This window comes from Arthrobacter sp. 9AX (assembly GCF_902506095.1).
Taxonomy (GTDB): Bacteria; Actinomycetota; Actinomycetes; order Actinomycetales; family Micrococcaceae; genus Arthrobacter.
Genome location: NZ_LR733293.1, coordinates 707,666 through 732,366, shown reverse-complemented (window position 1 = coordinate 732,366; position 24,701 = coordinate 707,666). Strand labels below are relative to the sequence as shown.

Below are 24,701 nucleotides of genomic sequence, written 5' to 3'. Positions count from 1 at the left end.
TAGGCATGGGACAAAACCACAGCCACACCCACGGCGTTACTGCAACGGGCCGGCACCGCAAGCGGCTGGTGTCCGTCCTTGCCATCACCCTGGCTGTGGTACTGGTCCAGGTGGCCGGTGCCGCCCTCTCCGGGTCGCTGTCCCTGCTGGCTGATGCCGGTCATATGCTCTCGGACGCCGCCGGGGTGACCATTGCGCTGTTGGCAGCCTGGATTGCCGGCCAACCTGCCAGCGACCAGCGGACCTACGGTTACCAGCGGGCGGAAGTCCTCGCCGCACTGGCCAACGCCCTGATCCTGATTGTGATCTCGGTGGTCATCTTCAGTGAGGCCATCCGGCGGATCGGGTCTGCACCCGAGGTGCAAACGGACATCATGCTGTTCGCCGCCATCCTGGGCGCCGCAGCGAACCTGTTGTCACTCCTGATCCTGCGCGGCGGCCACAAGGAGAGCCTCAACGTCCGGGGCGCCTACCTCGAAGTCCTGGGCGACCTGATGGGTTCCTTCGCCGTCATCGCCGCCGCCGTGGTGATTATGCTGACCGGGTTCCAGGCCGCGGATACCATCGCCTCCGTGCTGATCGCCCTGCTGATTTTGCCCCGTGCGTGGAGCCTGCTGCGCGATGTTGTGGATGTGCTGCTGGAAGCCAGCCCGAAGGGGGTGGAAGTGCAGATGATCCGCGAACACATCCTGTCCGTGGAGGGCGTCTCGGATGTGCACGACATCCACATCTGGACCATCACGTCCGGGGTGCCCGTTTTTTCGGCGCACGTGGTGGTGGAGGACGGCGTCCTCACAGCCCGCGGCGCCGACCAGTTGCTGGACAAGCTGGTCAGCTGCCTGGGCTCGCACTTCGATACCGACCACTGCACGTTCCAGCTGGAACCGGCAACACACTCCGAGCACGAAGCACACCAGCACGCCTGAGCGGAGCTGTGCCTGCACGGACTGCTGCACCTGTACCAGGGCGCTGCCGGCCAGACGCTGAAGGTCAGCTCAGGACGTCCTTGGTGACGAACCTGCCATAGGCGAGCGCACCGAACACCGCCACGTAGCCAGCCTGGAGCCAGGCGTTGTGCACCAACGAATCCCACAGCACGGGCTGGCGGAGGAGGTCCCCAAAACCGAGCCAGTAATGGCTGAAAAGCCACGGGTGCAGCCACTCCAACTGCGGCAACTGGTCAAGGACCTGGGACACCACCGACACCACCACCGTGGCGGCCATGGCCCCGACGGGGACCACAGTGAGCGTGGACAGGAACAGCCCCACCGCTGAGAGCCCGGCCAGGGAGATGGCAAGGTACGCAGCGATCAGGAGGATGCGCAGAAAGGCCTGCGGTGGCTCGATCACGTCCCCGGACAGCAGCGTCACCGGGCCGACAGGGAAAAGAGCCGCCCCGATCGCGGCGCCGGCCAGGCCAACGGTGAGCGGGGCTGCCAGGCAGAACGCCAGCGCTGCCGCGTACTTCACCAGGAGCAGCCGCACCCTGCCGGTGGGGGCAACCAGCAGGTACCGCAGCGTCCCCAGGTTCGCTTCGCCGGCGATGGTGTCCCCCGCCACCACTCCCACCGTGAGCGGCAGGAACAAGGGAACGGACACCAGCATGGCGGTGAAGGCGACGAACAGGCCGTTCTGCGTGATGCGGTCCAGGAATGCCGGACCCCGCCCGGCAGGAACCGCGGACGAGATTCGCACAGCCACCGCAATCAGCACGGGGATCGCGGCGAGGGCCAGCAGCAGCGCCCAGGTGCGCCGGCGCCCGAACAGCACCCGGAGTTCAGATGCCAGGAGCGAAAGTCCAGGCCCGCGCCGGGTGGCCGCGGCCGCGGTTGTGCGGGTGAATCCGGCACTCTCCGAAGATGCGCTACTGGGCAACGTCGAACCCCTCCCCCGTCAAGGCGACAAACCTGTCCTCCAGGCTTTCCCGCTCCACCCCGAAGCCCCGTACCCGCACGCCGCCCTCCACCAGCCGGGCCACGATGTCCTCGGGCGCGGCATTTCCAGGGGCGGCGTCTCCAGGCGCCGGCTCCAGCACCGCCGTCACCACCTCGCCGTCCGGCTGCGGCGGTGCCGCGTCCGGCACCAGCCCGAGGCCGGCGAGGACTGACATCGCAGGTGCGGCGTCGGGCGTCACCAGGCGGATCCGGGCAATGCCGGATCGGCGCAGTTCCGGCAGCGGGCCCTGGGCCACCAGCCGGCCGGCGCTCATCACCGCGGCATGCGTGCAGATCTGTTCAACTTCGGCCAGCAGGTGGCTGGAGACAAAAACGGTGGTTCCGTCGGCCGCGAGGGACCTGACCAGGTTCCGCACCTCCCGGGTGCCCTGCGGGTCCAGCCCGTTGGTGGGCTCGTCGAGGACCAGCAGTTCCCGGGGCGAGAGCAGGGCATTGGCGATGCCCAGCCGCTGCTTCATGCCCAGCGAATAGGCGTGGACCCGCTTGCCCGCGGCATGGCTGAGACCCACCCGGTCCAGCGCCTGGCTGACCCGCGCTTTCCGGGTAGCAGGATCTGCATGCCGGGCAGCGGCGTCGAGGCGGTGGAGGTTTGCGGTTCCGGAGAGGAACGGGTAGAAGGCCGGGCCCTCCACCAGCGCCCCCACCTGTGGTAGAACGTCCTGGAACCGGCCCGGCATGTCCAGCCCGAGCAGCCTGACGCTTCCCGCCGAGGCCGCGGCGAGGCCCAACAACATGCGGATGGTGGTGGTTTTGCCGGAGCCGTTGGGGCCCAGGAAACCAAACACGGACCCCTGCGGCACGGCAAGGTCCAGGCCGTCCACGGCCAGCTGCTGCCCGAACCGCTTGGTCAGTCCCTGCGTCTCGATGGTCAGGCCGTACGTCCAGGATCCGGGGCCCCGCGCGGCCGCCGTCACGGAGCCGTCGAAGCGGCTTGCAGCCTCTCCGGCGGGACCATGCCCGCGAAGATCCGGCCGTCGTCGGTGAGCAGGACGTTGAGCAGCGACGTGGAGATCAGGCGGCCACCAGGAACCACGACGGCGGCCTGGGCCAGCAGCGGACTGCGGGTCAGCAGGGTGTCCAGGCTTGAGCCGGCGCCGCTTTGGGCGGGGACTTCCAACACCGTTTCCCAGCCCGAGCCCGACAGGTACTGCCGGGCGCTGCCCCGGACGTCCTTTGCCAGCCGGTCAGGAGTGATGTACGTGCCCGGAGACCCGGGCAATCCTGACACCGGCGGCTTGGTGGCCGGGTGGCTGGACTGCAGCTCCTCCACCGTGCTGCCCGGCGGCGGGGCGAAGTCGAACAGCGCCTCGTCCGGCGTTTCCAGTGAAAGGCTGCTGAATCCGGCGCTGAAGGCGGGCCCGGCGGCACCCCGTGCGGTCACCTTCACGGAGAGCGGCAAACCGGTCTCCGCATCGACGGCGACGGCCACTTGGCCCATCAGAGTGCGCTCAGTGCGTGGTTCCAGCAGCAGGTTGTACGCCCGCCGGCCGGCGGTTTCAACCTCGGGGCCAACGGTGATGGCGGTGGTGCTGTCCGCCATTGCCAGGAACTTCTCCGCCAGCTCACCGGGTGTGTGCGGAACCGGCGTCTTTCCCGTGCCACCAGGGCCCAGCGCGGGCGGGCCGGCCCGGGACGGATCTGGCTGGCCCGGAACGGTTTGGCCCGGATCCGTCAGCGGAAGGTCACGTGCAAAGTCCGGCAGGGTCAGGTGCGCGGCGGAGTTGTCCTTGGACGAGTAGAACCAGACGTCCTTGTTGTTGCGGATGATGTCCCGCTCGGCCAGCCGGTCCACCACCTGGATACGCGCCTTGCCGGGGCCATCGAAGAACACCCGTGCCGTGTGCCCGCCCGTCAGGAACTCCAGGAGTGAGGCCACGCCGTCCGCTGATGCCGGCCCGGAGGTAGGCGGTGCTGCCGGCAACTCCGGAAGGCCCAGTTCCGAGGTCTGCTCGATGGTTCCCGAGAAGGTGTGCGTCTTGTGCGAGGCGAGAAGGGCGATGACCTCGGCCGGGGTCTTCTCCGGCAGGGGGTCGCCGGCCCGCGCCGGCAGGGTTCCCGCCAGCACTCCGCCGGCGATGACCGCAGGCACTGCCACCGCCGGGACCCAGCGCAACCAGGGGCGCTGGATGACGTGCTTCACGCCGCGGTCCCTGATCCCGTGGCTGGTCCGGTGGTTGCTGCTCCGGTTCATGGCTGATTTGTCTCCGTCGTTGGAGCCCATAGTCCAAGCGTACGCCTCGCGGACCCTCCCGACACCTGCCGGACCCGCTGCCCGGGGCTACCCGGGCAGCACGGTTCCCGCACCGCCGTCGACCGTTATTATTTGTCCGGTGGCGAGCCGGATGGTGGCCTCGGGAACCCCCACCACGGCCGGGATTCCATACTCCCGCGCCACGACGGCGCCGTGGGAGTTGGGCCCGCCCATCTCCATCACCAGGCCGCCGGCAGTCAGGAACAACGGGGTCCAGCCGGGATCGGTGGACGGGGCCACAAGGATCTCCCCCGGTTCAAGGTGGGCCCCGACGGGGTCCAGGATGACCCGGGCCGGAGCGGTGACCATCCCGGCTGATGCCGGGCTGCCGGCCAGCGCACCGTCCGCCATGCCGGCACCGCGGGAGTGCAGCACTTCGGGCTCCGTGCCGTCGGAAAGCAGGACCCTGGGAATGTGGCGCCTGCCGACTTCGCCGGCATAGGCGGCGCGCCGCTCCACCACGAGTCCGCGTACGTTGCGGGGCGGGTTGGCCCCGTTGGTTTTGGGGTCCCCCAGTGCCTGCCGGACCTCTTCGAAGTCGAGGAAGAAGACGTCGTCCGGGGTTTCCAGCCGGCCGTCGGCGGCCAGCGCGGCGCCCACAAGGGCCAGTTGCTTCCGCGCTTCGGCCAGGCCAAGGACCAGCTGGTACTTCGGCATTTCCCGGAGCCCGGCGAAGAGCCTGGAGCGGCGCAGCGCGGCGCCGACCAGCAGGGCCCTCACCCTGCCGTGCCGCCGCGCCCCGGCCACCAGCCGGTCCACGGCCGCTTCGGCCTCCTCCTCCGCCCGGCTGAACTGCGTGTCCGGCGCCGTGGCGGCGTCTGCCAGGCGGAGGTAATTGGCCAGGACGCCGAGGATATGGGTGGGGTCATCAGACCATCGCGGCATACCGACGTCGATTTCCGCCACGGCCCGGTGCCCATAGCGTTCCAGGAATCGCGCCAGGCCGGTGTGCAGCACCGGTGGCAGGGTCCCGGCGCGGAAATCCGCGGCAAGCTCCGCCGGTTCCCGCGCCTCCAGGGCCTGCCGCGCTTCGCGGTCCTCCTTCATGGCTGCGGCAAGGCGCCAGAGCTCAAGGTCCATCTCGGTGGTCACGTTCTGCGGCAGGCCCCGGAGCACCTTCTGCAGGTCGTCACGGCCGTCGGGACCGCCCAGCAGCTTTCCCGCCACCCACAGCATGGCGAAGCCGAGCACGGGCAGGGGCAGGATGGCCGGAACAATCGCAAAGAGCCGGGTTCCGAGGAGCTGCTCCGCGTGGTCCAGACGCTCCAGCGGCCCCGCTGCTGCCTCCGGCTCCAGGCCGTCAGCAAACTGCCGGGTGAAGCGGTCAAGACGCCGGAGCGCCGCCTTGGGTCTCAATAACCCGCGGATGAGTGCTTCCGGGACCCTGGCCTTCGCCGCAGCGGGCATGACGTGGCGCAGCAGTCCAAACGGGGTCTTCCGGGTCACCGAAAACCGGGGATCCGAAAAAACCTGCCGCAGCACCGTGGCGGACCGGGCCTCCATCACGTCGAACACCCGCGGCAGGATCCGCCGGCCCACCGTGCTCCGGACCGGCGTGGTGAGGTCGAAGTAGATGCGCTGCGCCGCTTCGGCATACGGTGAAGGACCGAGCCGGGCATCCGCTACGGCGAACCCTGCGGCCTTGGCCACCGATGAAGCGACGAGCCGCAGCGAGGCCAGCCCCATCGGGGTGAGGGGGCGAGTAAGGCCCTGCGCCAGGCTGAAGCACAGGTACACCCTGGTGCCTGTGCCGGCGGCGGAGCGGCTTTCCGGTACCGGGTACAGGGTGGTGATGGGCCGGGACTGGGTCAGCCAGAGCGCACCGCCGGCGTCGATGGCCCACTCCGTGTCCTGCGGCGCGCCGAAGTGCCGCTCGGCCTGCATTCCCAGGTCGGCGAGCTCCAGAACCTGCGCGTCCGTAAGGCTGGACGCGTCCGCCCCGCCTTCCATGCTGCGGGTTTCCGTTCCGCCGCCGGGCTTGGTCCGGACGGCCACACTTTTGTCGCCCAGTTTCCGTTCAAGGACCCGGCGCGCAGCGGTGTCCACCACGAAGTGGTCCGGATTCACAACCCCGGACACCACCGCTTCGCCAAGCCCGGCAGCGGCATCGATCACCACTTCCCGTCGCCTTCCGGTCAGCGGGTTGGCGGTGAACATCACCCCGGCGGCCTCGGCGTCCACCATCCGCTGGATCACGACGGCGAGGGCTACTTCGTGCGGCGCGATCCCCAGGGCCGCACGGTAGGCCACAGCGCGGTCGGTCCACAGGGATGCCCAGCAGCTGCGGACAGCGTCAACGACGGCGTCCGTGCCGATGATGTTCAGGTAGGTGTCCTGCTGGCCGGCGAAACTCGCGAAGGGAAGGTCCTCGGCCGTGGCGGAGGACCTTACCGCCACTGGGATGTTGTGCCCAAGCGCTGAACAGGCCTGTTCCACGGCGGCGGCGATGCCCGGCGGGACCGGCATGCTGCGGATGGCTTCACGGGCCGCGCCGGCCGCTCCTGCCAGTTCCGCGGCCTGGTCCGCTGAGCCTTGCAATGCCTTTTGAAGGTCGCCGAGCCGCCGGAGTATGCCCCCCTGGTGGGTGGCGGTGGCCTCTTTGTAGGCCTCGGTGGTGAGGCAGAACCCGTCGGGTACCGGCAGCCCTGCGGTGATCAGTTCACCGAGGTTGGCAGCCTTGCCGCCCACCAGCGGAAGCATGGTGCCGTCCAGGTGGCTCAGGCGGACCACCAGGGCAGGGCCACTGTCCCCGCCCTCACGGCCGGGCTCCTGCCCCACCTTTCCTGAGTAGTCGGCGGCCATTGCGGCGCTCCCTGGGGCGGGCCGGGATCAGGCGGCGCCGAGGATGGGACCGAAGCGCGCCCGGTCAGCCAGACGTGGGTCCTCACGGTCCGGAACCACCATCACCGGCCCTTTCGCGTGGTGCAGGATGCCGTCGGATGTGGACCCCAGGAGCATGCCCGTGAAGCCGCCGCGGCCGCGGGTGCCCACCACCACCAGCTCCACATGCCGGCTGGCTTCGACCAGCACATCCACGGGAGAGCCGTCCAGCAGTTCGGACTCGGCTGACAGGTTGGGGTAGTGGCTCCGCAGCCAGGCCATGCCGGCGTCCAGGGTGACCTGGATGTCCGCGAAGAGCGCTTTGCGGTCCATGGGCGCGGGGACCCAGGCCAGCGAACCGCTGTACTGCGGCACGGCGCAGACCACCCGGAGCTGCGCGCCCAGGCGTACGGCCTGGTCCGCGGCTTCGAGGACCGCAACACGGGCCTGTTCTGAACCGTCAACGCCCACCACCACTACGTTCTCCACGCGCTGGTGCCCGGCTTTGGCCTGCTCGGCCCTGACGCGCTTGTCCTCCGTGGTTTCGCCCAGCCGGTCCGAGCACACCAGGGGAACGGTGACCGTGGGGCACTTTGCATGGGCCGGCAGCGCGCTGCTGACGGAGCCCAGGAGCCTGCCCACAAAACCGCCCCGCCCGCGGGTGCCGAACACCAGGAGCTCCGCCGTCCGGGACATCTCCAGCAGAACCCCCGACGCGTCTCCGTTCTCCACCGAGGCGCTCACGTCGATGTCATACGCGGAAACCTTCTCCATGGCCTGCTTCACCACAGCTTCCGCACCCTCGCGGATCACCGAGTCATCCACCGTGGCGTATCCGCCGTCCAGCCCTGAGGCGGCGAAGATGGGCACGGAATAGGCGGTCACGATATGCAGGGGCCGCCGGCGCCGCCGGGCTTCCCGTGCGGCCCAGACCAGAGCACACTGGCCGTGGTCCGATCCGTCCACGCCGACAACAATCCCGTCGGGAGCAGCAGGAGTACCACCGCTGTCCCGCGCCGGGTCCGGATGCAACTCTTGTGCGCCCATGGGGCCGCCTCCTCGCGATACTGCCGTATGTTGCGGCTATTCTGCCAGAAACCGGACTGTTCCCCGTGCACCCGTTCCGCAGCAGCCGCTGCGCAGGAAGGCCCGCTTCCAGTTCTCACTATTCTCCGTCCACCGTTCCTTAGCAAGCCTGTTCAGGGCGGCAAAGGGCACGTTATCCACAGGCTTTCCGCGGTGCTGCGACGGGCTTATGAGCGGTGCTGCAGGGGGCTGGACGGCCGTGCCGGCAGCGCCCTTTCGGCGGTGCCGGGGTAAGCGTGTTCACCCGCAGGAGAATGTTTGCGGATTGGGCTATCCAGCACTGCAAATGTTCTGTAGTCTTCAGGACATTGTTGGTCCGGGACGCCTGCTGCCATTCGAGCCAAGGCTGCCCGGGCCATGCGCTGCGGCCGGACTTTGGGGGTAACGGGACGCGCGTGGGCGAGGACGCCCGCACCTGCCGAATCTTCGAAGGAGGGAACCTGTAGTGTCAAGCATGCCTGGGAATGCCGGGACCGAGCAGACCACCACCGTGATCATTGGCACCGGCCTGTCAGGCCTGGCCGTGGCCACCGAACTGTGCCGCCGCGGGGTTGATTCGATAGTGGTGGACGGCCTGGACATCCTGGGTGCGGCGCAGCCGGCCAACACAGCATCCCTCCAGCGCTGTGACGCAGCGGACCCGGTGACCCTCCGTGAGCGGAACGAGATCCTGCGGCATCTGCGCAACTACGCGGCCAGCCACCACGTGGACGTCCGGAATACCACCCGCGCTGTCCAGCTCACCATGGTGAAGGACACCGCTGCGGGGAGCGTTGCTCCGCACTGGGAGGTGCACACCCCCACCGGCATCCTGGTGGCCGACCACATCGTACTGACCCGGTGCGCGCACAGCCAGCTGCGGCGGATGATCAACGACTTCGGCATCGCCGTGGGCCGCAACCTCGTCGCCGCCATGCGCGCCATCGGGATCTACCTGGTGGGTGTGGGCGAACTGATCACCCCGTCCCCCAAGGAAGTGCTCCGCCAGGCCAAAACGGTGGGCCACGCCATTTCCTCCAAGGTCAACCCGCCCGGCGGTGCAACCCCGCTTACCGGAAGCCTGGCGATCCTGTCCTGGTAGCGCCGCTCAGCCTTCGTCGTCCCTGCCGGCCGCGAGCCTGCGGCGGGCCAGGAAGGCGAGGGTGGCAAGCAGCCCCACCGCAACAGCGGCGAAGAGCACGATGCTCCACTGGAACGGCTCGCCCGAACCGGTGGACTCCGGCGCCGCTGTCTGTCCCGGCTGGGCGGTGCCGATGGCCGGAACTGTTGCGGCCGCCGTCGTACCTGCTGAAGTGGCAGCCCCGCCGGCAGCGGCGGCTGCCGTGAAACTGAAGGTCCCCTCAATGGGGTGCGAGTCAGAGCTGACCACCCGCCAGGCAACCGTGTATTGGCCCGCCGGAGCGCCGGCCTTGAGCTTCTGGCTGGCCACGTTGTCCACGATCTCCACGGTTCCGTCTGCCCATTCCGTGCCCGCGGCGTCCTTGACCGAGAAGGATGAACCGATTCCCAGCGGGTTGTTGTTGAAGGTCACCGACACCTGTTCCGGCACCACGGCCACCGAGGCGCCCTGCGCGGGGCTGCTGGATTCGGCGGCGTCGTGAGCGGCGGCCGGACCGGCCAGGCCCAGGACGGCGGCGGCACAGATGAAGGACCCGAGCACAAAGCTCAGTAACTGGCGGCGGATGGAACCCATGCTTGGACTGCTCCCTTGGTGTTGGCTTCCTAACAGACTAGGCGAAATTGGCGGGCACACCGCCGGACGGGCCATAGGATTCAGGTATCCCCACAGACTTCCCCGGAGGACTAATGCTTAAGCAAGGCTCTGCCATGGACCGGTACTTCAAGGTCACCGAGCGCGGCTCCAACTGGTCCCGCGAGATCCGCGGCGGCTTCGCCACCTTCTTCGCCATGAGCTACATCGTGGTGCTGAACCCCCTGATCCTCTCCGGTCCGGACTCCAGCGGCACCACGCTCGGGTTTCCTGCCGTTGCCGCCGTGACGGCCTTTGTGGCCGGCATCCTGACCATCCTGATGGGGGCCTGGGCCAGGCACCCCTTCGCGCTGGCCACCGGGCTTGGGGTCAACGCCTTCGTGGCGGTCACCGTCGCCACCAACCCCGGCCTGACCTGGCCGGACATGATGGGCCTGGTGGTGATCTCCGGCGTTACCATGCTGATCCTGGTCCTCACCGGATTCCGCACCGCCGTGTTCAAGGCAGTGCCGGAGGGCCTCAAGACTGCCATCGTGGTGGGCATCGGGCTCTTCATCGCACTGATCGGGCTGGTGAACGCCGGCTTCGTCCGCCGCATCCCGGACGTGGCGGGCACTACCGTGCCGGTGGGCCTTGGCTTTGACGGCAAGCTCCTGGGCTGGCCCACGGCCGTGTTCGTTTTTGGCCTGATCCTGACCATCGCCTTGGTGGTGCGTAAGGTCAAGGGCGCCATCCTGATTGGCATCATCACCTCCACGGTGATTGCCGTGATCGCGGAAATGACCCTGCACATTGGGCCCAGCGTCCAGCCGGGCAAGCCCTTCAACCCGCAGGGCTGGTCCCTGGTGGCGCCCACCTTCAGCGAATGGGCTGCCCCGGACCTGTCCCTGATCGGCAAGGCCAACCCATTCGGCGCCTTCGAACACCTCGGCTTTGTGGCCGCCACCCTGCTGGCGTTCGTGATCCTGCTCAGCATCTTCTTCGACGCCATGGGCACCATGGTGGGCCTGGCCAACGAAGCCGGCACGGTGGACGAGCACGGCAACATTCCCGACGTCGACAGGGTCCTGCAGGTGGACGCGCTCGGCGCGATCGTTGGCGGCGGCGCGTCCGTGTCCTCCAACCAGATCTACGTTGAAGCCGGCGCCGGCATCGGTGAAGGCGCCCGCACCGGCGTGGCCTCGATCGTCACCGGCCTGCTGTTCCTGGTGGCCATGTTCTTCACTCCGCTCATCAACCTGGTTCCCTTCGAGGCTGTGGCTCCGGCCCTGGTGGTGGTGGGCTTCATGATGGTGTCCCAGGTGGGCAAGATCGACTGGCAGGACTGGGGGATCGCCATCCCGGCCTTCCTGACGTTCACGCTGATGCCGTTCACCTACTCCATCGCCAACGGCCTGGGGGCCGGCTTCATCGCCTACGTCCTGATCCGCACCGTCCAAGGCAGGGCAAAGGACATCCACCCGCTGATGTGGGCAGTGGCCGGGGCGTTCCTGCTGTTCTTCGCGATCGGTCCCATCGAGGCCGCCGCCGGCATGCTCTAGACCGCCTACACGGGGGTGTTGGGGGCCATGCCCTCGTCTCCGGACACCGCACGGGCCTTCCGCACGCGGAGCCTGTCCAGCCGGTTCATCAGCGGCGAGGTGGTGGCGCCGTGGATCACGATTGACAGCGCCACCACCAGGCCCACAAAGGCCCACAGCCATTCCGCCTGGCCCGCGAACTGTCCCTTGCCCAGTGCAAAGGACAGGTAATACAGCGAGCCGATTCCCCGGATCCCGAAGAACGAGAGGGCGATCCGTTCCCGCGGGCCGGTCTTGCCGCCCAGCAGCCCCAGCCACCCCGCCACCGGCCGCACCACCAGCAGGAAGGCCAGTGCCACCAGCAGCTCGGCCCAGCCGATCCCGTCCAGCAGGCCACGCGCAATGGCACCGCCCAGCAGGACCAGGATCACCACGGTGAGAAGCCGTTCCAGCTGCTGCACATAGGAGTGCAGGATCCGGTGGTAGCCGTGCGTGCGCTCAGCGGCGCGGATGGTCACGGCGCAGACAAACACCGCGATGAACCCGTAGCCCTCCATCATTTCGGTGACGCCGTAGGCCAGGAACGTGGCGGCGAGCGCCACAAAGCCCTCGGAGTGGTTGGACAGCCGCAGGCTGTCGGCGCGCGCGGAGAAGAAAAGCCTGGCCAGGGCCTTGCCGGTCAGGAATCCCAGGAGCAGCCCCACCGCGAGCCGCCACAGCACGTCCACGCCGAACCACCCGGGAAACCACGCCGATGGGGATGACCCGGCGATGCTGATGGCGATGGCAAGGTAGACGAACGGAAACGCCAGTCCGTCGTTGAGGCCGGCCTCGGAAGTCAGGCCAAACCGCACCTCGTCCTCCTTTTCCGTGCCGTCGTCGGCATCTGCCGGCTCCCCCACCTGTACCTCGGAGGCGAGGACGGGGTCCGTCGGCGCGAGGCTGGACGCCACCAGCAGGGCAGCGCCCAGGCCCAGCCCCAGGAACCAGAGCCCCAGCAGGGTCAGTCCGATGATGCACAGCGGCATGGCGATCCCCAGCAGCCGCCACGTAGTGGACCACAGCCGCCGCCCCACCGGCCGGTCCAGGGCCAGGCCCGCACCCATCAGGGAAATGATGACGCAGACTTCGGCCAGGTGCAGGACAAAGTCGCCGTGGGCCACCGGATCCGGATCCGGAAGGGTGGGAATGAGGGCGAACGCGGCCATGCCCGCGCCGAGGAAAACCATGGGCATGGAGAAGGGCACGTTGCGCAGCAGCTTGGGGAGCACCGCGGCGGTGAACACCGCAATCCCGGCGGCAGCAAACAGGATGTTGGGGGCTTCAAACATAACGCTGTTCTCCGGCCTGGGTCTGTGCGCCCTGCCGGGCACGTTGGCGCTTGGGTCCCGGAAGGGGCTTGCTCCACCATATCGTCTGCCCACCGCGCCCACCCGCCCCATGAATTTTGTCCGGATATGCAGGGCAAAACGCCGGGAAAGTCCTCTTACCTGACCAGGAACTCCCCGGAGGATCTTGGGATCCAGACACAATGACGGCGGCGCTGCTGGTTTCCGCCCCTGCCATGGGGTGAGCTTGAACCATGCCCGCCTCATTGCCTGCCGTTGACGTCCCGCCCCAGCCCTGGACCGGCAGGTTCGATGGCGACGGTGCCGGGCATCGCCGCTGGTGGCAGGCCGTAGAGGCGTACGACGGCGGCACTCCGGCAGGTGCCGGAACGAAACCTGCCGTGCTGCTTGGCTTCTGCAGCGACGAGGGGGTGCGCCGGAACAAAGGGCGCACGGGCGCGGCCGTGGCGCCGGCTGCGCTGCGCGCCGCCCTGGGCCCCCTGGCGTTCCACCTGGAGCGCGCCGTAGCGGACGCCGGCGATGTAGTGGTCGCCGGGGGCGGCCTTGAGGCCGGCCAGGAGCGCGCCGGCCGGGCCGTGGCGGCAATGCTCGACGCCGGCCAGCTCAGCGTGGTGCTGGGCGGCGGCCACGAAACCGCGTTTGCCAGCTACTGCGGCGTGGCAGCGTCCGCCGCTGTGCGGGGCGGCCAGCGGCTGGGCGTCCTGAACCTTGACGCCCATTTCGACCTCCGCGACGAGCCCGTTCCGGGCTCCGGCACGCCGTTCCTGCAGATGGCGCGCGCGGAAGCCGCCGCCGGGCGCGAATTCCGCTACGCCGTCGTCGGCATCTTTGAGCCCAGTAACACCCGCGCCTTGTTCGACACCGCGCAGAAGCTGGGCGTGCGCTATCTCCTGGACGAGGACTGCGACCAGGAGCGGGTACGGGAGTTCGTGGACGGGTTCCTGGCGGACATCGACGTCCTTTACCTGACCATCGACCTGGATGTGCTGCCGGCCGCGGTGGCCCCCGGCGTCAGCGCGCCCGCGGCGTACGGCGTACCGCTTCCGGTTATCAGCGCAGTATGCCGGCAGGTGGCCCGTTCCGGGAAGCTGCTGCACCTGGACGTCGCCGAGCTGAACCCGGGCTTTGATATCGATGGCAGGACGGCGAAGGTTGCGGCACGGCTGATCAACACCCTGCTGCGCTGACGTGTTGCTGCACCGCCGTCAAAAAAGTAAGTAGGCTGTCTAATACTGGACTTTGTACTGAGGGAAGGGAGGCAGCTGGATGCGGCGCGGAGGATATGTGGCAGGAATACTGCTGGCTGCCCTGCTGCTGCTCACCGGCTGCGGGAGTACTTTCCCGGCAGACCCGCAGGGAACGCTCGACAGGGCCAGGGGCGGAACCCTGCGTGTAGGTGCGAGCATCAACGGAGAATGGGTCCGGATTGCCGGGCCCGCCAGCGGCGATGTCCGCAGTGGCGATATCCCCACCAGCGACGTTCAGGGAAAAGACGCAGAGCTGGTGCGGGATTTCGCCGCGCAACTCGGCGCAGAGGTTGAGTGGGTGGCCGGAACTGAGCAAGTCCTGGCCGACGAGCTCAAGCATGGCGGGCTGGACCTGGTTATTGGCGGCCTGGACGACAAGACGCCATGGGTGACGCATGCCGGCCTCACCCGTCCTTATGCTGAGTCACGCGACGAACGCGGCAACATCCACAAACACGTCATGCTGGTGCCCCTCGGCGAAAATGCCTTCCTGCTTGAGCTGGATCAGTTCCTGATGGCAGCGAAGGAGCAGAAATGACAAACGTCAGGAGCAGTGGCACCGTCCGGTTCGGCCACACCGAACTCCCCGCGGAACAGCGCGACGCGCTGCACAAAGCCATCAAGCTTGAGTGGGTCACCTTAGTGTTCCTTGCGGTTTCCACCACCATGGTGTTCCTGGTACTGGGCAACTCGCAGGCCATGAAGGCGGCCTGGATCGAGGACCTGCTCTCCTTCCTGCCGCCTGTCTCATTCCTGGTGGCGGCCCGCATCAACCGCAAACCGCCTTCGGTTGACCACCCCTACGGCTACCACCGGGCCACTGGCGTGGCACACCTGGTGGCTGCCGTGGCCCTGACTGCGATGGGCGCGTACCTTCTGTTGGAGTCCGGCCTGGGGTTGCTCGCCAGGGAACATCCCACCATCGGTGGCCTTGACCTTTTCGGCAACACCGTCTGGCTGGGTTGGCTGATGATGGGTGTCATGCTGCTGACGGCGGCCCCTCCTGTTTTCCTGGGCAGGGCCAAGATGAAGCTCGCCGGGAAACTCCACGACAAAGTCCTGTACGCCGATGCGGATATGAACAAAGCGGACTGGATGACGGCGGTGGCGGCGGTGGCCGGGGTGGCCGGAATCGGGCTCGGGCTGTGGTGGGCCGACTATGCGGCGGCGTTAATCATCGCCGCCAGTATCCTGCGTGACGGTGTCCGCAACACGCGGGCCGCCGTTTCGGCGCTCATGGACAAGAGGGCAATGACCTACAACGACGCCGGGCCGCACCCGCTGCACGGGCAGGTGGATGGGTACCTTCGCGGCCTGGACTGGGTTGCAGACGCGCGCTCCAGGATCCGTGATGAGGGGCACGTCTTCCACGCCGAGTGTTTCGTTGTTCCCTTGAGCCGTACAACGCCCACTTTCGAGCAACTGCAAGCGGCGCGCGAAGCCTGCGTTGCCATGGACTGGAAAATCCATGACGTGGTCATCGTTCCGGTGGCCGTGCTGCCGTCGGAATTCGTTCCGGGCAACACCTCTGGAGGCGAACGCTAGGCGATCTGCCGCCGTGTCCGCCGCTTTGCGGTCCTAGGAGCCCTTCATGACGTAGCGCCGTTCCGGGCGTCCCACCCCGTACTTCAGCCGCACGTCCAGCGTTCCTTCGTCGTGCAGATATTCGAGGTAGCGGCGGGCACTGACCCGGGACGTGCCCAGCTGTTCGGCCACCTCCGCCGCGGACAGGTCACTCTCCGCGGCGTTGAGCGCGGCTTCCACCAGCTTCAGCGTCTCGATGCTGCAGCCCTTGGGCAGCGGGCGCTCCGTCCGGTCCAGGCCGAACACCCGGTTGACGTCCGACTGCTCCGCCACGTCCTTGGCCGAGTCCAGGCTCTGGTAGGCGCTGCGGTAATGCTGTAGCCGCTCCTGGAGGTCCGACTGCGAAAACGGCTTGATCAGGTAGTGCACAATCCCGCCGCGCAGCGCCTTGCGGACCGTTTCCACCTCCCGGGCGGCGCTGATCACCAGCACGTCCAGCTCAGGGGCGGCATCGCGCAGTTTGTGCATCAGGTCCAGCCCGTTGATGTCCGGCAGGTGGATGTCCAGCAGCACCAGGTCCGGCTGCAGCCGCCCGGTTTCAGCCACGGCCTGGACGCCGGTGTGGGCCACTCCCACCACGGTGAACCCTGGCGTCCGCTGGATGAAGCCCGCGTGGACCTTGGCCACCATAAAGTCGTCATCGACAATCAGCACCTTGATCATGGCTTTGTTGTACCTCTTTTGGGCTGGTTTGTACGTTTGGTGAACCGGGCGGTGAAAACTGCGCCGTTGCTGTTGGCCACGGTAAGATCTCCGCCGGACCTCCGGCAGACCACCCGGGAGAGTGCCAGGCCGAAGCCGCGACCGCCCCCCGGCCCGGCTTCCTTGGTGGTGAAGCCCTGGCGGAAGATCTCCTCTGCTGCCCCGTCCGGGACGCCCGGGCCGGTATCGCGGACGGTGACGGTGACCTGATCCGCCCCCGTGACGGGGTCCCGGCCCTCCTCCACGACCACGCGGACAGCGGCGTCCGGAAGTCCCGTGACGGCGTCGAACGCGTTGTCCACCAGGTTGCCCACCACGGTGGCGAGGTCGCGGGACAGCTCGTCGCTGACCGGATCCAGGGCGGACCCGGGGTCCAGCTGCAGCGCCACGCCGTGTTCGGTGGCCAGGCTGGACTTGGCAATCAGCAGTGCGGCGAGCGCCGGGTCCTCGATGCGGCTGGTGACCTCGTCGTTGAGCCTGGTCCGGTCCAGGGTGGCGCCGTTGACGAACTGCACTACGGAATCGTACTCGCCGATCTGGATCAGGCCGGAAATCACATGGAGCTGGTTGGCGAACTCGTGGGCCTGGGCGCGGAGCGTATCCGTGGCGGTGCGGGTGGCGCCGAGCTCGCGTTCCAACGAGGACAGCTCGGTCCGGTCCCTCAGCGTGGTCACCGAGCCAATGTCCCGGCCCCGTGAGCGGATGGGGACCCGGTTGGCCACCACCAGCCGCTCGCCCACCAGGACCAGCTGGTCCGGGTGCGGCTGGTCGCGGGTCAGGACCACCTTCAGGGCAGGGTCCACGGGAAGGGACGCAAGCTTTTTGCCCACGCAGTCCGCCGGCAGTCCCAGCAGTTTCCGGGCACTGTCATTGGCCACGGTGATCCGTTCATGCGGGTCCAGCGCCACCACGCCTTCCTTCAGGCCGTGGACCATGGCTTCCCGGTTTTCCACCAGGCCGGTGATTTCGCTGGGCTCCATGCCGAGTGTCTGGCGCTTGACGCGGCGGGACAGCAGCAGGGATCCGGCCACGCCCAGCACGCTGGCGACGCCGAGATAGGTCAACAGGTTGGGAACGGCGTCGCCCAGCCGCTCCAGGGTGGACGGGTAGTTCCGGCTGATGGCGGCAATGCCGATCATCTTCCCCTCGTCGTTGAGGACGGGCACGTGGGCTGACAGGACCGGCACCCCGGCGCCGCCCACCACTCCGGTCCAGGCACGGCCTTCCATGACCCTGCTGGCACCGAGTTCCAGGGGGTTGCCCACCAGGCCGGGATCACTTGCCGCAACCACGGTCCGGTCCAGTTTCGCCAACGCCACCTGGGACGATCCGGACACGGTCCGCACGGATTCGGCCACCGCAGGAAGGACGGCGCCTGACTGGGGCTGTGCGTCCGGCAGCAGCGCCCGGACCGTCGGGTTGTTGCCCAGTGCTTCGGCAGCGGACAAGGCACGCCGTCCCTCGGTACGTTCGAATGCCGCCGCGGACTGGGCCAGGGAGATTGCCACCACGGCCACCAGTACCGCCAGGACAATCAGCAACTGGAGCACAAGGTACTGTCCGGCGAGGGACATTCCTCTACGTCGAGCCACTGCGGGGATTCCTTTTGTTTCTGATGCCGGCGCCTGCACCTGCGGGGTACCGGGAACTATATCCCACCGGGGTCCACCGTAACGGCTGGTGAAAGCGCAGGTGGGACGCCGGAAACGTGAACGCAATGAACTTAACTTTCTCTGCGTACACAAGAGTGACGCCCGTCACGGGCGGGCCTAGCATCAGAGCACAGGCCAGGTCCGCTGGCCACCTTGTAAAGAATTGCATGACTGAGAAGAGGAACACCATGCGCCAGATCCGCGCATTGCGAGTCGCCGCCGTCGCCGCCGGCATCGCCCTGATGGCCACCGGCTGCGGTGCCACCGGCAAGAGCTCCACCGGTTCACAGAGCTCCGGCGCTGCCGCCGGGCCCATCACCGGGCTGCAGATCATGGTTCCGAACACCCCGGGCGGCGGTTACGACACCACTGCCCGCGCAGCAGCCAAGGTCCTCGACGACGAGAAGATCTCCACCAACACCGAAGTGTTCAACCTCGCCGGTGCCGGCGGCACCGTGGGCCTGGCCCGCGTTGTCAACGAAAAGGGCAACGGGGACCTCACCATGCTGATGGGGCTGGGCGTGGTGGGTGCGAGCTACACCAACAAGTCCGAGTCGAAACTGACCGAAACCACCCCCCTGGCCCGGCTCATCGAAGAGCCCGGCGCCATCATGGTCAGCAAGGACTCCCCGTACAAAACCATCGACGACCTCGTGAAGGCCTGGAAGGCTGATCCCGGCTCTGTCGCCGTGGGCGGCGGCTCCTCCCCCGGCGGCCCGGACCACCTCCTGCCCATGCAGCTTGCCGGCGCCGTCGGCATCGACGCCACCAAGGTCAACTTCGTGTCCTACGACGGCGGTGGAGACCTGCTGCCCGCGATCCTTGGCAACAAGCTTGGCTTTGCCGCTTCCGGCGCAGGCGAGTTCCTGCAGCAGATCAAGTCCGGTGAAGTGCGTGTCCTGGCCACGAGCGGCGAAAAGCGGCTTGAGGGCGTGGACGCACCCACGCTGAAGGAATCCAACATCGACCTGGTGTTCACCAACTGGCGCGGCATCGTGGCTCCTCCGGGCATCACTGACCAGGATAAGGCGTCCCTGATTGCCGCCCTGGAGAAGATGCACGGCACCGCAGGCTGGAAGGAAGCCCTGAAGACCCACGGCTGGTCCGATGCCTTCATCACCGGCAACGAGTTCGAGAAGTTCCTCACCGACCAGGACAAGCGGGTGGCGGATGTCCTCACCAAGCTTGGGTTGGCGTGAGCTCCCTGACCAAAGGCCTGAAAGGCCGCGCCGAGCTGGGGGTCGCACTCCTGCTCGGCGCGGCCGGCGTCGTCGTCTTCCTCGACGCCAACAGGCTGGCAGTTCCATATTCGCAGTCCGATCCCGTGGGTCCCAAGACGGTGCCGTACATCGTGGCCGCTTTGCTCGTGGTCTGCGCCGTCCTGCTGGCCGTGAATGTGCTCCGCGGCGGCCAGGGCGAAGCGGAAGGCGGCGAAGACGTGGACCTCACCCACCCCGCCGACTGGAAGACCGTCCTGCCGCTGGCCGGCGCGTTCATCCTGAACATCCTGCTCATCGACTGGGCCGGTTGGGTCATCTCCGGCACAGTCCTGTTCTGGGGCTGCGTCCTGGCCCTGGGCAGCCGCCACTACATCCGTGACGGGCTTATCTCGGTGGCCATGTCGCTGCTGACCTTCTACGGCTTCTACCTCGGCCTCGGCATCGCACTGCCCGCCGGGCTCCTGGAAGGAATCCTCTAAATGGACGTCTGGTCCTCCCTGATGGACGGCTTCGCCACCGCCCTCACTCCCATGAATCTCCTGTACGCCGTCATCGGCGTCCTCCTGGGCACCGCCGTCGGCGTCCTTCCGGGCCTGGGCCCGGCCATGACCGTGGCCCTGCTGCTTCCGGTCACCTACGCCCTGGAACCCACCAGCGCTTTTATTATGTTCGCCGGCATCTACTACGGCGGCATGTACGGCGGCTCCACCACCTCCATCCTGCTCAATACACCGGGTGAATCGTCGTCGGTGGTGACGGCGATCGAGGGCAACAAGATGGCCAAGGCCGGCCGGGCGGCGCAGGCGCTTGCGACGGCGGCCATCGGCTCGTTCGTTGCCGGCACCATCGGCACCGCCCTCCTGGCCGTCTGCGCACCGATAGTGGTCCAGTTCGCCGTCAGCCTGGGCGCGCCCAGCTACTTCGCCATCATGGTCCTTGCCCTGCTGGCCGTCACCGCGGTCCTGGGCTCGTCCCGGCTCCGCGGGTTCGCCTCGCTGGCGCTCGGCCTGGCCATCGGCCTGGTGGGCATCGACTCCGTCACCGGCCAGCGCCGCCTGACGTTCGGCCAGCCGCTGCTGGCGGACGGCCTGGACATCGTAGTGGTGGCCGTGGCCATCTTCGCGGTTGGCGAAGCCCTTTGGGTTGCCGCCCACTTGCGCCGCACCCCGCTGCATGCCATTCCCGTCGGGCAGCCCTGGATGGGCAAGTCCGACTGGAAGCGGTCCTGGAAGCCGTGGCTGCGCGGTACCGCCTTCGGCTTCCCGTTCGGCGCACTGCCGGCAGGTGGCGCGGAGATCCCCACGTTCCTGTCCTACGTCACCGAGAAGCGCCTCAGCAAGCACCCCGAAGAGTTCGGCAAGGGCGCCATCGAAGGTGTTGCCGGTCCGGAAGCTGCCAACAACGCAGCCGCCGCCGGTACCCTGACCCCCATGCTGGCGCTGGGCCTGCCCACCAACGCCACCGCCGCCGTGATGCTGGCAGCCTTCACCTCCTACGGCATCCAGCCGGGCCCGCAGCTGTTCAGCAGCCAGGGTCCCCTGGTGTGGGCGCTGATTGCCAGCCTGTTCATCGGCAACCTGCTGCTCCTGCTGATCAACCTGCCGCTGGCACCGATGTGGGCCAAGCTCCTGCAGCTTCCCCGCCCCTACCTGTACGCGGGCATCCTCTTCTTCGCCACGTTGGGCGCCTACTCGGTGAACCTGCAGGCGTTCGACCTGGTGATTCTGCTGGTCCTCGGCGTCCTCGGGTTCATGATGCGGCGCTTCGGACTGCCTGTGCTGCCGCTGATCCTCGGCGTGATCCTTGGCCCGCGCATCGAAGGCCAGCTCCGGAAGACGCTCCAGCTCAGCGCCGGCGACCCCGCGGGCCTGCTCAGCGAGCCGATCGCCATCGTTGTTTACATCATTGTGGGGCTCATCCTCCTGTGGCCGCTGGTCTTCAAGCTGATCCGGCGGAACCGCGCGCCCCGCCAACCGCTGCTTCCCGCCAATTCCGGCGCAGCCGACTACAGCGACTAGAAAGCGCCCCTGCCCGAAAGCCCCGGAACTACAGAAAAGAGAATCAGCCATGACCATCGTGGTGGGATACGTCCCGACCCCCGAGGGCGAAGCAGCCCTGACCCAGGCCATCGTGGAAGCGAGGAACCGCAGTTCCACACTCTTGGTCATCAACTCGTCCAAGGGTGACGCGCTGGTGGACAACCGCTACGCCCAGGAACCGGAAATCCAGAGCATCGAGGACCGGCTGGCTACCCAGGGCATCGACCACGTGATCAAGCAGCCGGTCCGTGGCCACGATGCCGCCGCAGAAGTCCTGGACGCGGCGGAGGAGAACAACGCGGAACTGATCGTGATCGGTTTGCGGCGCCGGACTCCGGTGGGCAAGCTCATCATGGGCAGCGTGTCCCAGCGGATCCTGCTTGAGGCCGACTGCCCGGTCCTGGCAGTGAAGGCCGGTTAGGTGGACTGAAGCTGCCCCGGCTCCTGGCTGTACCGCGCCGCGCCTGAGGCGCGGTACAGTTCCTGGCGCTGGCGGCCCAGTCCTTCAATGGCAACCTCCACCACGTCCCCCGGCTTCAGGTACGGGAAGCGGCCGCTAAGCGCAACACCTTCTGGAGTCCCGGTGATGATCACATCGCCCGGCTCCAGCCGCATGTACTGGCTGCAGTGGTGCACTAGAGCAGCGACGTCGAAAATCAGCCCGGCGGTGGATGAGTCCTGGCGGGGTTCACCGTTCACCCGGCTGTGCAGGGGCAGGTGGCCGGCGTCGATCTCATCCGCCGGAACAAGCCACGGGCCCAAGGGCGTGGAACCGGGCAGGGACTTACCCTTGGTCCACTGGCCGGCCGCACCGGGAATCTGGTACTCGCGCTCAGAGAAGTCGTTGGCGGTGACGTACCCGGCGATGCACTCCCGGGCCTCTTCAACGGACCCCAGGTAGGAGGCTTCCGCGCCGATCACCATGCCCAGCTCCACCTCCCAGTCGTAGCAGGAGGAGTGCGGCGGGATGGGCGCCGGGTCATAAGGCCCGGTCACCGTGTTGGTCGGTTTGAGGAACACCACGGGAACCTCAGGCGGCGCGGAGCCGGACTCGGCTGCGTGCGCGGCATAGTTCATACCAATGCCCACCACCGCCCCGGGCCGTGCCACCGGGGCGCCGACGCGGAGTCCGGCTGCTCCCTTGAGGACGGGCAGCGCGCCCGCCGCCAGCGCTTCGCGCACCTTTGCCAGGCCTCCGCCGGCGAGGAAACGGCCGTCGATGTCCCCGGTCAGGGGCAGCAGGCTGAAATACTCTTCGGATCCGTCCGCGGACGGCGCCAGAACGGCGGGCTGTTCCTTGCCGGTGTCCCCAAGGCGCATGATCTTCATACTGGATTTCCTTCTCTCCGACCTACGTCACGATGGCTCTTTACCCATGGTGGCTGAGGCAGGCCGGGCTCTGCCAATGGACCGATTATGACTGCACTTGTGCTTGCAATCAGTGCCGTTCGGCGAAACCTGCGAGGCCATCGCCGCCTGACAGTTTGCGATGGACGCCTCTGGCGCACATACAAAAGTCCCCGCCCTGCATCACGCAGTGCGGGGACTTTCATTTGAAGTGCCAAGGCTGTCAGCCGCGGCGTACCTGCACGCCGTCGGACTTCAAAAAGAGCTGCTTCTCCGCGGGACCGGAGGGCACAAGCCACAGAACGTTTCCGCTCTGCGACACTTCTTCCACCTCCACGGTGGCCACCACATGCGCCTGCTTGATGATCTCGACGCGTTCCCCGGCCCGGAGGGTCCTCCAGTCGGAAACAACGGCGGAATGGGCGTGACGCCTCGATAGGACTGCCCCACGTGCTTTCATGTGAACTTCTACCCCTTTGTATATGTTCTGCTGCCACAGCTTCTTTGATGTGACTTTCACTACACCTTCAGTTCTACTACACTCACCACCCGCCCAATGACCGTGTCGGCGGAAATTCCATCAGGCGGACGGCCAGCGCTGCTTTTCTGAAGATTCTTCCTTTTCAGGCGAGTGTGCCGACGGCGGATTCGGCCGCCCGGCGCACCTCACCTGCCGCGACCAGGCGGTCAGCCGCCTCCAGTTCAGGCGAAAGGAACCTGTCGGTTCCCGGCCCGGCCACCACGGAGCGGAGGGCAGCCACCACGGCGGCACCCGCTGGCCCCGGGGCCAGCGCGCCGCCCGAGAGCTGGGTCCGGATGTCCAGCGCCCGGGCTGAGGTCACCAGCTCGATGGCCAGGACCCGGCGCAGGTTCTCCACCGCCTTGCGCAGTTTGCGCGCCGCGTGCCAGCCCATGGAAACGTGGTCCTCCTGCATGGCCGAACTCGGGATGGAGTCCACGGAGGCGGGAACAGCCAGCCGCTTGTTGTCCGAGACGAGCCCCGCCTGGGTGTACTGGGCGATCATCAGGCCGGAATCCACGCCCGGATCAGCCGCAAGGAACGCCGGCAGGCCGTGCGAGCGGGCCGGATCCAGCATCCTGTCCGTCCGCCGCTCGGCAATCGAGCTTAGGTCGGCAACCGCGATGGCCAGGAAGTCCAGCACATACGCAACAGGGGCGCCGTGGAAGTTGCCGTTGGAGCTCACGCGGCCGTCCGGCAGGACCACCGGGTTATCGATGGCCGCGGCAAGCTCACGGGAAGCCACCAGGGCGGCGTGGTCCACGGTGTCGCGGACAGCACCGGCCACCTGCGGAGCGCAGCGCAGCGAGTAGGCGTCCTGCACCCGCGAATCCCCTACCTTGTGGGAGGCCACGATGGGCGAGTCGGACAGCACGCGCAGCATGTTGTCCGCGCTGGCCGCCTGGCCGGGATGGGGACGGAGGGCTGCGTGCAGCCCGGGCAGGAACACCTGGTCCGTACCCAGCAGCGCCTCGACGCTGAGCGCGGCGGTGATGTCCGCCGTCGTGAGCAGCTGGCGAAGGTCGGCGATGGCCATCAGGAGCATGCCCAGCATGCCCTCGGTGCCGTTGACCAGCGCCAGTCCTTCCTTCTCGGCGAGGGTGACCGGCTCGATGCCGTGCGCTGCAAGCAGCTCAGCGACAGGCCGCTCTCCCCGCCCGCCGTACGTGACGCCGTCGGGACCTTCCGCTTCGCCCTCGCCCATCAGGACCAGGGCGCAGTGCGACAGCGGCGCGAGATCGCCGGAGCAGCCGAGCGACCCGAACTCGCGGACCACCGGGGTGATGCCGGCGTTGAGGACGTCCACCATGGTCTGCAGGACCACGGGTCGGACGCCGGTGCGGCCGGAGGCGAGGGTCTTGGCGCGCAGGAACATGATGCCGCGCACCACTTCGCGTTCCACCGCCGGGCCCATGCCGGCCGCGTGGCTGCGGATCAGGCTTTTCTGGAGCTGGGTGCGCAGGTCGCCGGGGATGTGGCGGTTGGCCAGGGCGCCGAAGCCGGTGGAGATGCCGTAGGCAGGGACGTCGCTGGCGGCGAGGTCATCGATGTGGGCGCGGACCTTGGCGACCGTTTCGAGCGCTTCCGCGGAGATGGTCACCGTGGCGTTGTGGCGCGCGACGGCGAGCACATCCTCGGGCGTGACACCGCTGCAGCCGAGGGTGACGGTCACCGGTTCGTGGGTTGTAAGTGTCACTT

General features: G+C 67.7%; 22 protein-coding genes. 10 read left to right on the top strand and 12 right to left on the bottom strand.

Annotated elements, in window-relative coordinates; translation table 11 throughout:
• Positions 1 to 5: 5 nt before the first annotated feature.
• On the top strand, positions 6 to 926 hold the full coding sequence (locus tag BACI348_RS03395) for a cation diffusion facilitator family transporter (RefSeq protein ID WP_159823951.1): 921 nt from the start codon (positions 6 to 8) through the stop codon (positions 924 to 926).
• Between the two features lie 64 nt (positions 927 to 990).
• Here BACI348_RS03395 and BACI348_RS03390 read toward each other — a convergent pair whose 3' ends face one another.
• The 5 genes from BACI348_RS03390 to BACI348_RS03370 all read right to left on the bottom strand — a co-directional run bounded on the left by BACI348_RS03390 (position 991) and on the right by BACI348_RS03370 (position 8,073).
• Entirely contained in the window at positions 991 to 1,788 is a 798-nt protein-coding gene (locus tag BACI348_RS03390) for a DUF2705 family protein (protein ID WP_159829745.1), read from the bottom strand.
• A gap of 76 nt (positions 1,789 to 1,864) precedes the next feature.
• Positions 1,865 to 2,869 (bottom strand): ABC transporter ATP-binding protein, encoded by a 1,005-nt coding sequence (locus BACI348_RS03385; RefSeq protein WP_159823950.1) that lies wholly within the window; start codon positions 2,867 to 2,869, stop codon positions 1,865 to 1,867.
• Complete coding sequence (locus tag BACI348_RS03380) at positions 2,866 to 4,176, bottom strand: LolA family protein (RefSeq protein ID WP_236557392.1); 1,311 nt, start codon at positions 4,174 to 4,176, stop codon at positions 2,866 to 2,868. The genes BACI348_RS03385 and BACI348_RS03380 overlap by 4 nt, the downstream gene beginning before the upstream one ends.
• A gap of 57 nt (positions 4,177 to 4,233) precedes the next feature.
• Complete coding sequence (locus BACI348_RS03375) at positions 4,234 to 7,008, bottom strand: PEP/pyruvate-binding domain-containing protein (RefSeq protein WP_159823949.1); 2,775 nt, start codon at positions 7,006 to 7,008, stop codon at positions 4,234 to 4,236.
• 27 nt (positions 7,009 to 7,035) lie between these two features.
• A complete protein-coding gene (locus tag BACI348_RS03370; protein ID WP_159823948.1) occupies positions 7,036 to 8,073 on the bottom strand; it encodes a universal stress protein in 1,038 nt (345 codons plus the stop codon).
• A gap of 493 nt (positions 8,074 to 8,566) precedes the next feature.
• On the opposite strand from BACI348_RS03370, the gene BACI348_RS03365 reads away from it, so the two are divergent.
• Positions 8,567 to 9,193: an FAD-dependent monooxygenase gene (locus BACI348_RS03365; protein WP_159829741.1), complete on the top strand. Its 627-nt coding sequence runs from the start codon at positions 8,567 to 8,569 to the stop codon at positions 9,191 to 9,193.
• A 6-nt stretch (positions 9,194 to 9,199) separates the two neighbouring features.
• On the opposite strand, the gene BACI348_RS03360 is transcribed toward BACI348_RS03365, so the two are convergent.
• Positions 9,200 to 9,805 (bottom strand): copper resistance CopC family protein, encoded by a 606-nt coding sequence (locus BACI348_RS03360; protein ID WP_159823947.1) that lies wholly within the window; start codon positions 9,803 to 9,805, stop codon positions 9,200 to 9,202.
• A gap of 113 nt (positions 9,806 to 9,918) precedes the next feature.
• On the opposite strand from BACI348_RS03360, the gene BACI348_RS03355 reads away from it, so the two are divergent.
• Positions 9,919 to 11,364 (top strand): NCS2 family permease, encoded by a 1,446-nt coding sequence (locus BACI348_RS03355; protein WP_159823946.1) that lies wholly within the window; start codon positions 9,919 to 9,921, stop codon positions 11,362 to 11,364.
• 5 nt (positions 11,365 to 11,369) lie between these two features.
• Here BACI348_RS03355 and BACI348_RS03350 read toward each other — a convergent pair whose 3' ends face one another.
• Positions 11,370 to 12,674 carry a cation:proton antiporter gene (locus BACI348_RS03350; protein ID WP_159823945.1) on the bottom strand — a complete coding sequence of 435 codons (1,305 nt, stop codon included), beginning with the start codon at positions 12,672 to 12,674 and terminating at the stop codon, positions 11,370 to 11,372.
• 251 nt (positions 12,675 to 12,925) lie between these two features.
• Between BACI348_RS03350 and hutG the strand changes: the two genes are divergently transcribed.
• From hutG to BACI348_RS03335, 3 genes are all read left to right on the top strand, one after another.
• Positions 12,926 to 13,879, top strand: coding sequence for a formimidoylglutamase (gene hutG / locus BACI348_RS03345; protein WP_159823944.1), 954 nt, complete (start codon positions 12,926 to 12,928; stop codon positions 13,877 to 13,879).
• A 97-nt stretch (positions 13,880 to 13,976) separates the two neighbouring features.
• On the top strand, positions 13,977 to 14,477 hold the full coding sequence (locus BACI348_RS03340) for a transporter substrate-binding domain-containing protein (RefSeq protein ID WP_328699908.1): 501 nt from the start codon (positions 13,977 to 13,979) through the stop codon (positions 14,475 to 14,477).
• Complete coding sequence (locus BACI348_RS03335) at positions 14,474 to 15,484, top strand: cation efflux transmembrane domain-containing protein (protein WP_159823942.1); 1,011 nt, start codon at positions 14,474 to 14,476, stop codon at positions 15,482 to 15,484. The genes BACI348_RS03340 and BACI348_RS03335 overlap by 4 nt, the downstream gene beginning before the upstream one ends.
• Before the next feature lie 33 nt (positions 15,485 to 15,517).
• On the opposite strand, the gene BACI348_RS03330 is transcribed toward BACI348_RS03335, so the two are convergent.
• Together BACI348_RS03330 and BACI348_RS03325 are read right to left on the bottom strand one after the other, a co-directional pair.
• Positions 15,518 to 16,186: a response regulator gene (locus tag BACI348_RS03330; protein WP_159823941.1), complete on the bottom strand. Its 669-nt coding sequence runs from the start codon at positions 16,184 to 16,186 to the stop codon at positions 15,518 to 15,520.
• Positions 16,183 to 17,799, bottom strand: coding sequence for a sensor histidine kinase (locus BACI348_RS03325; protein ID WP_159829740.1), 1,617 nt, complete (start codon positions 17,797 to 17,799; stop codon positions 16,183 to 16,185). Before BACI348_RS03325 ends, BACI348_RS03330 begins: the two co-directional genes overlap by 4 nt.
• A gap of 266 nt (positions 17,800 to 18,065) precedes the next feature.
• Here BACI348_RS03325 and BACI348_RS03320 point away from each other — a divergent pair, with 266 nt between their 5' ends.
• The 4 genes from BACI348_RS03320 to BACI348_RS03305 are packed head-to-tail and all read left to right on the top strand — an operon-like array spanning position 18,066 to position 21,557.
• A complete protein-coding gene (locus tag BACI348_RS03320; RefSeq protein WP_159829739.1) occupies positions 18,066 to 19,076 on the top strand; it encodes a Bug family tripartite tricarboxylate transporter substrate binding protein in 1,011 nt (336 codons plus the stop codon).
• Positions 19,073 to 19,576: a tripartite tricarboxylate transporter TctB family protein gene (locus BACI348_RS03315; protein WP_159823940.1), complete on the top strand. Its 504-nt coding sequence runs from the start codon at positions 19,073 to 19,075 to the stop codon at positions 19,574 to 19,576. The genes BACI348_RS03320 and BACI348_RS03315 overlap by 4 nt, the downstream gene beginning before the upstream one ends.
• The gene (locus BACI348_RS03310; RefSeq protein ID WP_159823939.1) at positions 19,577 to 21,115 is read left to right on the top strand and encodes a tripartite tricarboxylate transporter permease; all 1,539 of its coding nucleotides are present in this window, start codon (positions 19,577 to 19,579) and stop codon (positions 21,113 to 21,115) included.
• Positions 21,116 to 21,164: 49 nt separating this feature from the next.
• The gene (locus tag BACI348_RS03305) at positions 21,165 to 21,557 is read left to right on the top strand and encodes a universal stress protein (RefSeq protein ID WP_159823938.1); all 393 of its coding nucleotides are present in this window, start codon (positions 21,165 to 21,167) and stop codon (positions 21,555 to 21,557) included.
• Here BACI348_RS03305 and BACI348_RS03300 read toward each other — a convergent pair.
• The 3 genes from BACI348_RS03300 to hutH form a co-directional block, all read right to left on the bottom strand.
• Positions 21,554 to 22,465: a fumarylacetoacetate hydrolase family protein gene (locus BACI348_RS03300; RefSeq protein ID WP_159823937.1), complete on the bottom strand. Its 912-nt coding sequence runs from the start codon at positions 22,463 to 22,465 to the stop codon at positions 21,554 to 21,556. The genes BACI348_RS03305 and BACI348_RS03300 overlap by 4 nt on opposite strands.
• 241 nt (positions 22,466 to 22,706) lie before the next feature.
• Complete coding sequence (locus BACI348_RS03295; RefSeq protein WP_159823936.1) at positions 22,707 to 22,943, bottom strand: hypothetical protein; 237 nt, start codon at positions 22,941 to 22,943, stop codon at positions 22,707 to 22,709.
• A 163-nt stretch (positions 22,944 to 23,106) separates the two neighbouring features.
• On the bottom strand, positions 23,107 to 24,699 hold the full coding sequence (gene hutH, locus BACI348_RS03290; RefSeq protein ID WP_159823935.1) for a histidine ammonia-lyase: 1,593 nt from the start codon (positions 24,697 to 24,699) through the stop codon (positions 23,107 to 23,109).
• Between the last annotated feature and the right edge of the window lie 2 nt (positions 24,700 to 24,701).